General features: G+C 45.7%; 11 protein-coding genes. 8 read left to right on the top strand and 3 right to left on the bottom strand.

Annotated elements, in window-relative coordinates; translation table 11 throughout:
* Positions 1–393: 393 nt before the first annotated feature.
* Positions 394–600 carry a DUF433 domain-containing protein gene (locus tag PN462_RS18010; protein ID WP_272130209.1) on the top strand — a complete coding sequence of 69 codons (207 nt, stop codon included), beginning with the start codon at positions 394–396 and terminating at the stop codon, positions 598–600.
* A 171-nt stretch (positions 601–771) separates the two neighbouring features.
* Here the strand turns inward: PN462_RS18010 and PN462_RS18015 are convergent, their stop codons facing one another.
* Positions 772–1,428, bottom strand: coding sequence for a glutathione S-transferase family protein (locus PN462_RS18015; RefSeq protein ID WP_272130210.1), 657 nt, complete (start codon positions 1,426–1,428; stop codon positions 772–774).
* Positions 1,429–1,961: 533 nt separating this feature from the next.
* Between PN462_RS18015 and PN462_RS18020 the strand changes: the two genes are divergently transcribed.
* The 3 genes from PN462_RS18020 to PN462_RS18030 all read left to right on the top strand — a co-directional run bounded on the left by PN462_RS18020 (position 1,962) and on the right by PN462_RS18030 (position 5,423).
* Positions 1,962–3,374, top strand: coding sequence for an NCS2 family permease (locus PN462_RS18020; protein ID WP_272130211.1), 1,413 nt, complete (start codon positions 1,962–1,964; stop codon positions 3,372–3,374).
* A gap of 552 nt (positions 3,375–3,926) precedes the next feature.
* Positions 3,927–4,352 carry a secondary thiamine-phosphate synthase enzyme YjbQ gene (locus tag PN462_RS18025; RefSeq protein WP_272130212.1) on the top strand — a complete coding sequence of 142 codons (426 nt, stop codon included), beginning with the start codon at positions 3,927–3,929 and terminating at the stop codon, positions 4,350–4,352.
* 6 nt (positions 4,353–4,358) lie between these two features.
* Entirely contained in the window at positions 4,359–5,423 is a 1,065-nt protein-coding gene (locus tag PN462_RS18030; RefSeq protein ID WP_272130213.1) for an AI-2E family transporter, read from the top strand.
* Positions 5,424–5,592: 169 nt separating this feature from the next.
* Here PN462_RS18030 and PN462_RS18035 read toward each other — a convergent pair whose 3' ends face one another.
* The gene (locus PN462_RS18035; protein ID WP_272130214.1) at positions 5,593–5,922 is read right to left on the bottom strand and encodes a hypothetical protein; all 330 of its coding nucleotides are present in this window, start codon (positions 5,920–5,922) and stop codon (positions 5,593–5,595) included.
* A gap of 343 nt (positions 5,923–6,265) precedes the next feature.
* Here PN462_RS18035 and PN462_RS18040 point away from each other — a divergent pair, with 343 nt between their 5' ends.
* Both PN462_RS18040 and PN462_RS18045 read left to right on the top strand, forming a co-directional pair.
* Positions 6,266–6,829, top strand: a complete 564-nt coding sequence (locus tag PN462_RS18040) for a hypothetical protein (protein WP_272130215.1) — start codon at positions 6,266–6,268, stop codon at positions 6,827–6,829.
* Positions 6,830–6,907: 78 nt separating this feature from the next.
* The gene (locus PN462_RS18045; RefSeq protein ID WP_272130216.1) at positions 6,908–9,994 is read left to right on the top strand and encodes a PAS domain-containing protein; all 3,087 of its coding nucleotides are present in this window, start codon (positions 6,908–6,910) and stop codon (positions 9,992–9,994) included.
* Between the two features lie 183 nt (positions 9,995–10,177).
* Here the strand turns inward: PN462_RS18045 and PN462_RS18050 are convergent, their stop codons facing one another.
* Entirely contained in the window at positions 10,178–11,842 is a 1,665-nt protein-coding gene (locus tag PN462_RS18050) for an ArnT family glycosyltransferase (protein ID WP_272130217.1), read from the bottom strand.
* 151 nt (positions 11,843–11,993) lie between these two features.
* Here PN462_RS18050 and PN462_RS18055 point away from each other — a divergent pair, with 151 nt between their 5' ends.
* Both PN462_RS18055 and cobM read left to right on the top strand, forming a co-directional pair.
* Complete coding sequence (locus PN462_RS18055; RefSeq protein ID WP_272130218.1) at positions 11,994–13,523, top strand: hypothetical protein; 1,530 nt, start codon at positions 11,994–11,996, stop codon at positions 13,521–13,523.
* A gap of 111 nt (positions 13,524–13,634) precedes the next feature.
* Positions 13,635–14,350, top strand: a 716-nt coding sequence (cobM, locus tag PN462_RS18060) for a precorrin-4 C(11)-methyltransferase (protein WP_272130219.1), incomplete at its 3' end; no start/stop codon positions are given.

The following is a 14,350-nucleotide window of genomic DNA, read 5'->3' on the forward strand; positions in this document are numbered from 1 at the left end:
CTCGAACGGAAGATGCGAGATTTATCCAAAAGAGCGAAAAAGATTAGGAACTTCACTCTCTTATGTCTCAAAGGTGATTCATCGTAAGGATGGGTATAAGTATGGCTTTGTGGCCTAATGTCAAAAAAAGTCGAGTAAATCGCCTACTAGAGGTTAACCCTTTCTCTCTGGTGATCCAGCATTAGGTGAAGCCAGTCTGCGTCCCTATCTAAAATTGTATCAATAGCAAGAACAAAATACTAATCTATAGCGTTTTCATCAGAGTTGTAAACTGACTTGTTTGGCAAAGGGAACAGGGAACAGGGAACAGGGAACAGGGAATCAGGTATATAGGGGGTTTTTAGTATTAGAGTAAACCCCCATGGGAGTTTACTCCTCATTTGAAAATGCTATATGCATTCCAGAAACTATATAACTATCGAACCGAATAAACGCGGTGGTAAGCCTTGTGTAAGAGGCTTACGAATTACAGTTTATGAAGTCCTTGAATACCTAGCGTCCGAAATGACCGAAGCAGAAATTATCGACGATTTTCCCGATCTGACACGAGAAGATTTAAAAGCCTGTATCGTTCTGGCGGTAAGAGTTTGCATAGGTTGAAGGTGTTTTTGCGAAAATGCTCAATCTCCAGCTTTTTCGGGCATTGGGCTGCTCAGGTCGCTTACGGGTTAAGGTAACATGAGAATTGTGAATCTGCTTATTAGTTTTTAGCAATCATTGTTGAGTTGCTCCAAGTCCCTTGTCAATGGTCTAGAAAAAGCCCCATGAACCTCATTTTTTCCGTCGTTGACGACGTTTAATTTGCAACAATAGCCAACGCTTCCAAGTATCAAACCCCTCCTCATCAAATTGGCTCTTTTGCCAAGACTCCCGTGCGAGGATGCGATCATACCATGCAGCCAAAGTAGGATATCCTTGCAACTCCACCCCCAACCGCGTCATGAACGGAAAAGCGGTCCCTGCCGTAACATCCGCTAAACTGAGACACTCTCCCCCAAAATAAGCCCCATTCCCCAACTGTTCGCTCAAAAACCCTAAAATCGTCTGAATTTGCTGCCATAGTCCCTCATCCCCTTCAGGCGACTCCCTGGACATCACCAACGCAGGTAACTTAGGGGTAAGCTCATTAATTGTCACCATCTGCACCATCCGCACACTTGTCATTGTAGCAGGAGTTGGCGGGAGTAAAGAGGGACTAGGATATTGCGCCTCCAAATAGTCTAAAATTGCCAAAGATTCTAAAATCCGTAAATCCCCATCCACTAAAACCGGGACATGGTGAAAGGGGTTAAGTTTTAAAAAATCGGGCTTTTTTTGTTGTCCATTGAGATTAATTACCACAGCGTCAAATGATAACCCCTTTTCAAGCAGTGCAATCCAAACGCGACGTGCAATAGGGGAGAGAGGATGATAATAAAAAGTTAGCATTGTCTTGGCCTTCTAAAAATCAAACCGTTATTAACTTATAACAACCCATTTTATTGTATCCCTCAAACACGATTTTTTCGTAAGTATTTAGGTTGACTGGATGATCCCCCCCACCCTCCTTGAAAAGGAGAGAAAAGAGTGAAAGCACCCCTTATTAAGGGATTTAGGAGGAGCGGATTAATGCTGGCATTTTTTCTAAAAACCCCCTTGACATTGACTTGACAAGGGTATATATTGATAATGGGAAATAGAGCCGCACCTGTAGACCCCTTCCTCGCTCCAAAAATCCAACAAATTCCCCCCCCTTCGTAATGCCAGGAGTGCCATAACTACCAGCTTTCACAAAACAGTCTCTTACCGTTCTTTCTCTTAGTGTTCTTTGTGTCTTTGTGGTTCAACTATCAACTATCAACTATCAACTATCACCTCTGCCACGAATTGACATTCAGCCAAAAAAATGCTAAATCCACAACAACCAAGCATCCCAAAATACGCCAAAATAGAGCGCGTAACTGCTTAAATGATCATTGAGAATGACTCACGACACTGACAACCCTCAACCCCCAGAGACACCCACCCCACCCAACAGAGGGGCAACTCATCCCATTGCCCAATATTTCAACTTCACCGCCTTACAAACCGACTTCCGCCGAGAAATACTGGCCGGCATCACCACCTTTGTCACCATGGCCTATATTCTGGTGGCCAACCCCGGCATTCTCTCCAATGCCATCTTCCTCGAAGAAGCCGGAGACTTATTTGGAGAATTAGTCATTGCCACCGGAGTCTCCGCAGCCATTGCTACCCTCATTATGGGACTCTATGCCAAATTTCCCTTTGCCTTAGCCCCTGGTATGGGGTTAAACGCCTATTTTGCCTTTACCGTGGTTTTAGGCTTAGGCATTGACTGGCGTGCCGCCTTAGCCGCAGTATTTGTAGAAGGCATTGTGTTCATTTTACTCACCCTGTCCAACCTGCGGACGATCATTGTACAAATTATCCCCGATGCCATTAAACACGCAACTGCCGCAGGGATTGGCTTATTTATCGCCTATATTGCCCTGTCTGGGAGTCCAGAAACGGGAGGGGCTGGGATTATTCTGGCCAGTGAGGCGACAACTACCACATTAGGAGACTTAGGCAACCCGAATACCTTAATGGCGATCGCAGGCATTTTCATCACCGCCGCCTTTGTCGTCCGACGCATCCAAGGGGCCCTCCTCTGGGGCATCCTCGCCACCGCCATTTTAGGATGGCTCTTACAAATTTCCCCACCTCCCCAAGGACTCCTTGCCCTTCCCACCCCTCCCGTTGATTTAGTGGGTCAAGCCTTTGTGGGCCTCGGAAACCTCCTCACTACCAACGTTTGGCAACTCTTTTCCATTCTCTTTGTCTTCCTCTTTGTCGATTTATTTGATACCGTCGGCACAGTCACTGGACTAGGGGTAAAAGCCGGCTATATCCAAGACGATGGCAAGTTTCCGGGGGTTAATCGTGCCTTTTTGGCCGATTCAGTTGGCACAACAACCGGAGCAATTTTTGGAACATCAACCGTAACCACTTATATTGAATCTGCCTCCGGCATTTCTGAAGGGGGACGCAGTGGATTTACTGCCGTTGTGACCGCCGTTTTATTTCTCATTGCCCTCTTATTTATTCCCCTCTTTGAAGCCATCCCCGGTTATGCCACAGCCCCCGCTTTAATTGTAGTCGGAGTCCTCATGGCTGGAAGTGTGAAAAGTATTCGCTGGGATGACCCCGCCGAGTCGATTCCTGCCTTTCTCACGATTATTATTATGCCCTTGAGTTACTCCATCGCCGATGGACTCGCGGCAGGTTTAATCACCTATCCTATTATTAAAGCCATGCAAGGAAAAGCCCAAGAAGTTAATCTGGGAATGTGGGTTTTAGCCCTGTTATTTATTCTCAAGTTTTGGCTGGCTTGATTAATTAATGGATAATGGATAATGAACAATGGATAATAATGTTAAAATAAATTTATACAAAATCACGAAACCATTAAACCTTTGTATCAAAAACCCGGATTTTACAAAAATTAACCAAAAAATCGCTCCGATCGCAGCAACGGCAGAATGGGGGATTTGACAAAATACCCCCCTTGACAAAAAAATATAATCAGAAGGGAATTAACAACCAAATTTTCAGCCAATTCCTCAACCCCCCATCACTCCGTCACCTTTCCCCCAGTCAACCCAGCCTACCCCCCAACCCGCTTACATGATTTTTACTTCAAACCACCCCTTTAATTTGACAAAAATCACAAAGTATGCAGTAACCCCGTCCCTCAATCCATCCGTGCCAGAAAAGAGTTGGGAGAGAAACCCATTCCTGATTAGTATATTACTGGACGCGCCAGAAACGCAAAACCGCCCAAAATTAGGCAAAAACCTGATTCTGAGTGAGTTTCTGGACAAAGCCATTGGGATACCAGTCCTCCCCAATCATTATTAATGAATTACTGATTACTGAATACTGCTATGCCTCAAGCACAACTCACCCAAGACATCCTCAAAATCCGCACCAACGGGAAATCCTTTCAGAAAATCACCTCCCAAGTCGAAGCCGCCGTCGCCGAATCGGGGGTAAAAACCGGACTGTGTAGCCTATTCATCCGCCACACCTCCGCCAGCCTCGTCATTCAAGAAAACGCCGACCCCGACGTACTCAAAGACCTATCCAACTTCTTCGCCGATCTCGTCCCCGAAAGTCGCCGTTACTTCCACAGCACCGAAGGCTCAGACGATATGCCCGCCCATATTCGCTCCGTCCTCACCAACACCTCCGAACAAATCCCCATTGCCAACGGTCGCCTTGTACTGGGAACATGGCAAGGGATTTACCTTTGGGAACATCGGGCCCGGGGTCATGAAAGACAAGTCTTTGTGCATATTAGTGGGGATTAAAAGCCGATGTCGGAATGGCGAGTGAATCTTTCCCTGTCCACCCTCCTCTCCCTTGCAGGAGGGGGGTTATTGTTAGTCTTACTCTGGCAACTCCGGTGGCTGGTGGTCGTGTTAATGGTGGCCGTCGTCATTGCTTCCACCCTCTCCCCCCTCATCCGTCAGGCGGAACGGGCAAAAATTCCCCGTTGGTTGGCGGTATTATTAGTCTATTTAGGGGTGTTAGGGGTTTTAGTGTTGTTTGGCTTAATTATCGGCCCCACCGTAGCCCAACAAATTGAACGATTAGTGCGGAAATTGCCCTCCTATTTAGATGTCTTGGAGAGTTTAGCCCAAGATTTAATTGTTCGGTTGGGATTGAGTGATCCCTCTGTGTTGGACCAACTGGGGGAATTTTTTGATATTCAGGGATTAATTTCTTGGGGGTTTCGTACCTCTCAGGAGTTAGTGGTGCGGTCTTATGGTCTCACACGGGGGATTGTTGGGGGATTTTTGAGTTTATTGCTGGCCTTGTTGCTGTCTGGGTATATGCTGGCGGGGTCAGAGAACCTAATTGATGGTATTGTGGAGTTATTCCCACAGCCTTGGGAAGATAGATTGCGATCGCTAGTTATGCCCGTCAGTCAACGCATGGGCAGCTACATCCAAGGCCGTATCTTAGTTTCCCTCATTTTAGGCACAGCCACCAGCATCGGCCTCCGCTTCTTAGGCTTAACCGAGTTTGCTATTGGTTTAGGAGTCATTGCCGGATTTACCAACTTAATTCCCTTCTTCGGCCCCATTTTAGGCGCGATACCTGCATTAATTGTGGCCATTGCCCAAGGGGGTTGGTTATTTATTTGGGTGTTATTATTATTCGTCATCGTCCAAAACGTCGAAACCTACGTTTTGGACCCCCTATTAGTGGGAAATACCGTCCGTGTTCCCCCCATATATCAACTTCTAGCCGTGTTAGGGGGCGCACAGGTGTTAGGTATCGTTGGGGCATTAATTGTGCCGCCTTGGGTCGCAGGAGGGGCAGTGGTGTTAGAAGCCCTTTATCTGAAACCCAAACGACTACAAGAAAAGAGTTGAATTTATTTAGGGAATGGGAGATGGGGGAGATGGGGGAGATGGGGGAGTTGATAGTTGACGGTTGAACCACAAAGACACAAAGGACACAAAGAGGAGATGGGGGAGAACAAACAACAAACAACAAACAACAAACAACCATTGTTAATTGTTAATTGTTAATTGTCCCAAATTATTCCATGGGCATTTCCATCTCTGACGCTGGGGAAGGATTGTGCATTTGTTCTTTATGTTCCATCATTTCCCCTCTCGGAAAGCGAACATTGCCCATCCCCATAGGGCCTACACTGACAATGCCCATAGACTGAAACCCTGCTGCAATAACTCCCATGGCCACTGTCCCGGCGGAGACAATTCCCATAGAAACAGCCCCAATGGAGACAACTCCCATGGGGACTGCCCCAATGGAGATAAACCCCATGGGTACAATTCCAATGGAAATATAGCCAATTGGTGCAATGCCAACAGAAATCAAGGGCGGTTTTTCGGGATGAATGTGCATTGGCCGTGAGTGATTACAAAAATTTGCTGGGCTTTATACTGTAGGTCGATTCTGTCCCCTGTCAACAGACGGCTTGTCAAAGTTAAGATCAAGATAATCTGAAGGCAGAAGGCAGAAAGCGGAAAGCAGAGGGCAGAGGGCTTTAGAAGCTACCTTAATATGCCTTGGGTTTTAACCCAAGGCTAATAGCTGAAACCCGTTAAAACGGGTTAATAGAACAATCAGAAAATGAAAAATCAAAAAGTTTAGCTGTTACACTGTCAGGGGTGAAAGAAGCTCGCTTGCGAGCTTACTACGAACAGATCAAGAATATCTGAATACTTATCAAACAACCAACAAAACAATGAACTTAGATACCATCACAGCCATCTTAGAAAAACTCTTTCCCCAGACAACAGTTGAACAACCGAGTCAAGAAACGTGGCAGGTGGTGACAGAGGACTTTCGTTTATTGGCCTTACTGTCGGAAGATTTGAGTTGGTTGCGGGTGATGCTGCCTATTGCCCCTGGCCAACAGGCCCAAGTCTATTTTGAACAACTGCTACAAGGGAACTTTGACACCACTCAAGAGGCGAAATATGCTCTTTATCAGGGGGTTCTCTGGGGGGTGTATGAACATCGACTGAATACTCTGACTCCGGAAGACTTAGAAAATGCGATCGCGCGTTTAATCCGCTTAAACCAAGACAAACTCAACACCTGTTTTGACCGTCTCGTCGAACAACGAGTCCGCCAAATTATCCGGGCCGCCAAAGCCAAAGGACAAGACTTAGAAACCACCATGCAGCAACTAGAACGCTTTTATCAAGAAGGAATGTTAGGGGACTTAGAACAAAGCGAAGACAGTCGCAACCGGGTATTAGCCGCTTGGCGAAGTCGTCTCGAACAACTGTGGAATGAAGAATAGGTGACATAGCAGTCTAAACCCTTGCTTGATGAGGTTTTACAGGGATGACAATGTAAGATTAGGGGGAAACGGGGAAGCATGGGGGAAAATTCATCCCTTGCCATTCATGGGGGGAAGGGATCACACCGCCCAGAAACGCCCCACAATATAATACAAATAGAGTCTCCCATCCTCACTTTGGTTATGCCTCAACGATCTAACGCTTTATCCCAAACCGTCCCTCCTTTTGCCCATTCTCCTTCCTGGTTAAGCGGCATTTGTGAACGGATGCAAGACGGGTTACGATCGCTTGATCCCCACAACTTAGACCTCCTCTATCTTAATCCCGCGGCCGAGAAACTCTATCAACGGTCTTGGGCCGGGTGGCAAGAAACGCCCCAAGATCATCTCCATTGTATTGTGGTTCAAGACCGCGATCGCGTGAAACAAACCCTAGACTCCGCCTTACGAACCCAAGGAGGAGAACTAGAATATTCGATTATCTTACCCGATGGAGAGACCCGCAGAATCCGCGATCGCTACTGGCTAACCACCGACACCCAAGGCAACCCCCTCAGCATCGACAGTCTCCTCACCCCCTTACAACAACCCCCAACCCCCTACAACGCCACAGAAACCGCCAGTTTAGCCGCCATTAGTCAAAATCTCCCCGGCATCATCTATCAATATCTTCAGCGAGTCAAGGGGACCGCAGACTTCATCTACATCAGTCCCAGTTTAAAAACCATCTATGAACTTGATCCCCAGCAAGTCAAACAAAAAGAACATCTCATGTGGGAAATTATCCACCCCGATGATCTCCCCTTCTTTCAAAAAACCATTGAACAGGCCACCCAGCAACAACAGCAATGGGAACACGAATGGCGAATCATTCCCCCATCAGGCAACATCAAATGGATGGCAGGTTTCTCTCAACCCAATCTCCAAGACAACGGGGATATTATTTGGGATGGCCTCATTATTGATATCACCCATCGTAAGCAAGCCGAACAAGAACAGGATAAACTGCGGATTCTCATCGAGAATAGCAATGATTTTATCGGCATGGCCAACCTAGAGGGACAACCCCTCTTTATCAACCGCGCAGGCCGCCGTATGCTAGGATTATCTGAGTCTGAGTCTGTGTCTTCTTTCCATGTCCTCGACTGCATTTGGCCCGAAGATATCCCCGTCTTTCAAAATGAAATTATCCCCACAGTAATCGAACAGGGATTTTGGCGAGGAGAAGTCCGGTTTAAAAATTTGGCCACCCAAACCCTCATCCCCGTGGACTATTCCGGTTATCGACTCACCAACCCCGACACCGGCCAACCCTACGCCATGGCCACCATTACCCGGGATATTAGCGAACGTCAACAAGCCGAAATCGCCATTCGGGAACAGGAACAACTGTTACGCAGTATTTACGATGGCATAGAAGTGGGATTCTTCGTCATTGATGTCACCGAGGACAACGAATATATCTTTAAAAGTTGGAATCGGGTTAACTTAGAATATTATAACTTAACCTTCGACCAAATCGCCGGGAAAACCCTCGCAGAGGTGTTTGGAAAAGACCGAGAACCGGAACTGCGATCGCAAGTTTCCCATTGCATCCAATGCGGCCATACCGTCCAATACACCAACCAAATTACCCTCAAAGGTCGAACCAATTGGTGGTTAACCACCCTCTATCCCCTCCACCACGACAACGGCCAAGTCTATCGCGTCATTGGGACCAATAACGACATCACCGAACAAAAAAGAACCGAATTCCTCCTGCAACAACAAGCCGAACAAGAAAGCCTCCTTAACCGTCTCGTGGACCGCATCCGTCAATCCCTAGACCTCGATACCGTCATCGAAACCGCAGTCCAAGAAATCTACAACGCCTTTACTGTCGATCGCGCCTATTTCATCTGGTACATTGAAGACGACGAAACCCCCTACTGGAACATTGTCCACGAACGGAAACAAGACCACCTCCCCAGCATCCTCGGTAAATCCCCCGTCTCGCAACTCTCTGCGGTCAGTGAACGCATCCAACAAGGAACAATCCTGAGAATCGACAACATCGACCAATACCCTGACCCAGACATTCGCAACTTTTTCCAACAACTCAACTATACCGCCTTACTCGCCTATCCCGTCCAAACCCAGTCCGGTCGCCAAGGGGCCTGGGCCATAGCCAGAGTCACCGAAAAACGCCCTTGGACTGAAGCAGAAGTCGAACTCATCGAAGCCGTCGCCACCCAACTCATTTTAGGCTTAAATCAAGCCGAACTCTACGAACAATCCCGCAATCAAACCTTAGAATTAGAACGGGCCTATCGAGAACTACAGCAAGCCCAAACCCAACTCATTCAAAGCGAAAAAATGTCCAGTTTAGGGCAATTAGTCGCCGGAGTCGCCCACGAAATTAATAACCCAGTTAACTTTATTTATGGCAACATCACCCATGCCACAGAATACACCAACGATATTCTCAACTTACTGCAACTCTATCAAGATAATTTCCCCGAAGCCACCCCAGAAATTGAAGAAGAAATAGAAGCCATTGACCTAGAATTCCTCCTCGAAGACTTACCCAAAATGTTAAAATCTATGAAGTTAGGGGCAGATCGTATCAAAGAAATCGTCAAATCCCTCCGCACCTTCTCCCGCTTCAACGAAGCCGAAATGAAAGCCGTTAACTTACATGATAACATTGATAGCACCATCATGATTCTCTACAATCGCATCAAAGCTAAAAGCGAACGACCCGAAATTCAAATTATTAAAAATTATGGCGACTTACCCCCCGTTGGGTGTTATGCCGGACAGTTAAATCAAGTTTTTATGAACTTAATTAGTAATGCCATTGATGCCTTAGAAGAAAAGAGTCAAGACTTAACTTATTCTGAACTAGAAAACAATCCCAATCAAATTGAAATCACCACAGAAGAAGTTGACAATATTGTTAAAATATGTATTACAGATAATGCTAATGGCATTCCTGCCTCTAAAGTTGAGCATATTTTCGATCCCTTCTTCACCACCAAACCCGTCGGCAAAGGAACAGGGTTAGGATTATCCATTAGTTATCAAATCATCACCGAAACCCATCAAGGCCAATTACTTTGTGAGTCTGAATTAGGAAAAGGAACAAAATTTATGATTGAAATTCCCCAACAACAACAGACTTAATAATTAATATGACATCCAGTTAATCGTTATAAGTTCGTAGTAAGCCCTTTAGGGCTTACAATAAATTGATTTAATACAAATCAAGGGATTTCATATAACAATTAACAATAGTTCTTGGTTATTTGTTCTTGGTTAAACTCATCAATTCTCAATTAAGATAAAATACTTTTAAACTGGGTTTCTTCAAGTGAGCCAAAAATACTCTAATCCCTTTCCCGATTCCCGATTCCCGATTCCCGATTCCCGATTCCCGATTCCCGATTCCCTGTTCCCTGTTCCCTTTTCCAAATCCCTTGATTGATAAACCAAAATAAACCCATCAGCCTTCCCTAAAATCGCGGATTGGGGGATATTTAAAGCATCTACCGTCCCTTGATCCAATAACAAATAATGCTGACTCTCCCAATACTCTTGTAACTGATCTTGATTTGCAGGACGAACCCAGCGATCGCTGTAAAAATCCAGACTAGGCCGATTATAGGCAAACGACGTATAAACCACCGTATCCTCCGGCGTTTCCTCACGGACCAACCGGCCCACCTCCGTCACCGGAAACTGTTCATTTACCTCCCAAACCCACGTCGAAGACAGAAACAGCAAACCATAACCCAAATATAACCCCACCACCAGAATCGGCAAAAACCCCCGACTTTTACACCAAAATTGCCAACTCGCCAGGCCAAACGTCACCCCCAACACACCCCCCATCAACAATAACGGCCATTGACGGTCCGCATACCAAAAATAAACAATCGCAGCACCAGAAGCCACCCCCATCACCCCCAAAAAAGCCGCAATAAACCGAGAATATCTCCCCTTCCCCTCCCACAACTTCCCTAAATATCCCCCCACCGTCAACGCAAAAAAAGGATAATAGGGCAGAATATACCAAGGCAACTTAGTCCCCATCAAAGTAATCGTCCCCAAAAACAGGATTGTGCCAATTAACACCAACCTTCCCCAGTCCGTATGACGCTGTTTCACCGCTAAAAGTAACCCAGCAGGGAGAAACAACAACCAAGGGAACGCATATTTCAGCAACTCCAGCAGATAATACCAGGGTGCGCCACTATTGCCCTCTACGGCTTTTGAGAGGCGATTGAAGCCTTGTGCTTGGAAATGTACCTCAAAAAAGGTCTGCCCATAATGTTGTAGCTGTGCGCCATACCAAGCCCCTGTGAGGGCAATTCCCACAACAAGGCCCAGCCAAGCATAAGGGTTAGTAAAAAGTTTCCATTGACGGTTCACAAGGACAAAAACCCCAGCAATAGCCCATAATGCTAACACCAAAACCCCCTTCGTCAGCATAATCGCCGCCAAACACAAACCAATCCCCACTGCCCACACACGCTGTCGTCGTTCTCGTAGCAAACACAGCAACAGCAGAATAAAACAAGTATTCACCAACCCATCCAGCATCGTCAAGCGTCCATGACGCACCACAGGAAACAGCGTCAGATACACCAACGCAGAAAACAAGGCCGGAGGGTTAGGAGAGGGTTTCTGGGGGAATAATTCTTTCCCCAGTTGATAGAGTAAAGGGACCCCCAACCCAGTCATCAACGCCAGGGGAAAGCGACTGGTAAACTCATTCACAGTGCCAAACAGGTGATAACTACTAGCCAGAATCCAGTAAGATAGAGGCGGTTTATAAAAATAGGGATGACCGAAAAACGTGAGGTGTAGCCAATCTCCGGTGCGATAAAGCTCTCTCCCAACTAGGGCATGAGTCGCTTCATCCCAGTCTCGCAGAGGCACACCCCCCAAGTCAATCGTCCATAAAATCATCGCTGCAACTGTAAGTAAAATCAACCATTGGGTTTCGTTAAGTTGCCAATTTCGTCTCATTCCCTGTTGTTTCCTGCCCTTGAAAAGTGGATAATGACCAGATTACCAGAGTAGCGTATTTAGAGACAGGTTGTAAGTGGTGTTCTATCCGATATCAAAAGCCAAAAGACTGCTAAAGTTTAGCAACTCCCTGCCGATTTTTCCTTGGGGAATGTTCGCCCTTTTTACGCTTCTCAGTTTAGGGGGGATTCTCAATCATGCCATGTGGCGAGATGAGGTCAATGTTTGGTTAATTGTACGGGATAGTCCCTCATTTTCTGAGTTACTCCAAACGATTAAATATGAGGGGCATCCAGTCCTTTGGTATTTTTGTTTATGGGCTTTAAATCAAGTTACGGATAATCCGGTGATTATGCAGCTATTTCATTGGGGTTTAGCGGTAAGTACGGTGTATCTTTTTTTGCAATATGCCCCGTTTTCTCGGCTACAAAAGGGATTGTTTATTTTTGGTTATTATCCGTTTTATGAGTATTGCTTGATTAGTCGTAATTATGCCTTTTCTCTGTTGTTTTTATTTGTTTTTTGTGTATTATTTAAAGCTCGCCAAAATAGTTATTTAGGATTGGCTATTGCGCTCTTTTTTCTAGCTAACAGTAATGCCTATGGATTAATCCTATCTTTCGCCCTCTTTTTAACCCTTATTTTAGATTATTTTTGGTCATTTCCAGACAGTGCGGACTCCTTCCCCCCTATTTGGGACATGATAACCAGTGGAATAATTTATATTATAGGAGTTATCTTTTCAACTTGGATGTTAATACCTCCTTTAGACAGTCAACTACAAGGAGGACTCACTCAATGGTTTATACGGTGGGACTTTTATCACTTAATGAAGGTTTTATCTCGTCTCTGGAGTAGTTATATTTTGATTTTAATTCCCGGAGATAGTAATGTTTTAGCTGTAACGTTGTTTGGGGTAATTTCTCTTAGTCTTTTTATCTTTTTTATAGGCAGTTTTTTGCGCAAACCTATTCCTCTTTTCTTTTATAGCATTGCCACCGTTAAATTGTGGTTATTTGCTTATCTAAAATTTTTGGGATCACCTAGACATTATGGGTATATTTTCCTAGTTCTTATCGTTGCTTTGTGGTTATCTCATTATTATCAAACTAGCGAATATTTACCCCAAACAATAGCTAAAATTACGCCAATATCTCGCCCAAGGGTTAAGCAATTTTATCGCTGGATAGCCAAAAGCAAGCACACCGTAATTTTAATTATTTTAATCGCTCAATTAATTGCAGGGTTAATTGCCTTTGGACGAGATTTAATTATTCCGTTTTCTGCGGCACGACAAACGGCAAGCTATATTAAACAAGAAAAACTCGATGAACTGTTTATGGTGGGGAGTGTGGACTTTACCATGGCCGCCATCTCTGGATATTTAAACCAAAAAATCTATTATCCCGAAATCCAACAATTAGGGAGTTTTACCCTATTTACTCGCCAACGTCAAAGCAATATGACTCAAGCTGAAATTATAGCAGACGTGAGACAACTGTTAGACCGACCGGATATTTCCGAGATTTTACTGATTTTAAACGAAGAATTACAGATTGACACCCGTTTACAAGTAGAGAAACTCGCTCAATTCACCGAGAGTTTCATCCATAATGAAAAATATTATCTCTATCGGGTGAAAAAAAGCTCCGGAGTTGAAATAACTCCAGAGCTTAACTAGGGTGCATCTACCAATTCCCTTATTCCAGTCCCATCCCTTTCATCCGGACAACCCTCGCAGAAAATCGCTAAATTTGCGACAATCAGAAACTCTAACCTACAAAAAGCCAATATGTCCTTAAAACCAGCAGTTTACATTATCGGGGCCGGGCCGGGCGACCCGGAATTACTCACCGTTAAAGCCTATCGTATCCTCAGCCAAGCGGATACTCTCCTGTATGCTAACTCTCTTGTGCCGCGTCAACTGGTCAAGGATGTGCGGCCAGATGCAGAATTAATTCCCACGGGACACGAAACCCTAGAGGATATTGTACCGATGATGTGCGATCGCGTGCGCAACGGAAAAGCCGTCGTGCGTCTCCACTCCGGGGACCTCACCCTCTATAGTGCCATCCATGAACAAATGCAGCGACTGGCCGAGGAAGATATCCCTGTCGAACTGATCCCCGGTTTAGGCGCGTATCAGGCCGCAGCCGCTAAACTAGGGGTAGAGCTCACCGTCCCTGGTCTCGTCCAGAGTATCATCCTCACCCGCATCAGTGGCCGTGCTTCTGCGGTCCCCGACGCGGAAGACTTGGCCTCCCTTGCGTCCCATAAAGCCAGTTTATGCCTATATCTGGCGGCCCGTCACGTGGAAACCGCCCAAGATAAACTGCTGCAACATTATCCCCCAGACACTCCCGTTGCCATCTGTTACCGCGTCAGTTGGGAAGACGAAAAAATCTGGGTGGTCCCCTTAGAAAAAATGGCGCAAGCATCCCGCGATGCAGACTTAATTCGCACTACCCTGTATTTAGTCAGTCCTGCGTTAGCAGGAACACCCGCCGC

The sequence above is a fragment of the Spirulina sp. CS-785/01 genome, assembly GCF_028330525.1.
GTDB lineage: Bacteria > Cyanobacteriota > Cyanobacteriia > Cyanobacteriales > Spirulinaceae > JAQMSD01.

Bases quoted from the DNA above. Each gene is read 5' to 3' on its own strand.
- PN462_RS18010 (WP_272130209.1), top strand. From the start codon at position 394: ATGCATTCCAGAAACTATATAACTATCGAACCGAATAAACGCGGTGGT.
- PN462_RS18015 (WP_272130210.1), bottom strand. From the start codon at position 1,428: ATGCTAACTTTTTATTATCATCCTCTCTCCCCTATTGCACGTCGCGTT.
- PN462_RS18020 (WP_272130211.1), top strand. From the start codon at position 1,962: ATGACTCACGACACTGACAACCCTCAACCCCCAGAGACACCCACCCCA.
- PN462_RS18025 (WP_272130212.1), top strand. From the start codon at position 3,927: ATGCCTCAAGCACAACTCACCCAAGACATCCTCAAAATCCGCACCAAC.
- PN462_RS18030 (WP_272130213.1), top strand. From the start codon at position 4,359: ATGTCGGAATGGCGAGTGAATCTTTCCCTGTCCACCCTCCTCTCCCTT.
- PN462_RS18035 (WP_272130214.1), bottom strand. From the start codon at position 5,922: ATGCACATTCATCCCGAAAAACCGCCCTTGATTTCTGTTGGCATTGCA.
- PN462_RS18040 (WP_272130215.1), top strand. From the start codon at position 6,266: ATGAACTTAGATACCATCACAGCCATCTTAGAAAAACTCTTTCCCCAG.
- PN462_RS18045 (WP_272130216.1), top strand. From the start codon at position 6,908: ATGGGGGAAAATTCATCCCTTGCCATTCATGGGGGGAAGGGATCACAC.
- PN462_RS18050 (WP_272130217.1), bottom strand. From the start codon at position 11,842: ATGAGACGAAATTGGCAACTTAACGAAACCCAATGGTTGATTTTACTT.
- PN462_RS18055 (WP_272130218.1), top strand. From the start codon at position 11,994: ATGTTCGCCCTTTTTACGCTTCTCAGTTTAGGGGGGATTCTCAATCAT.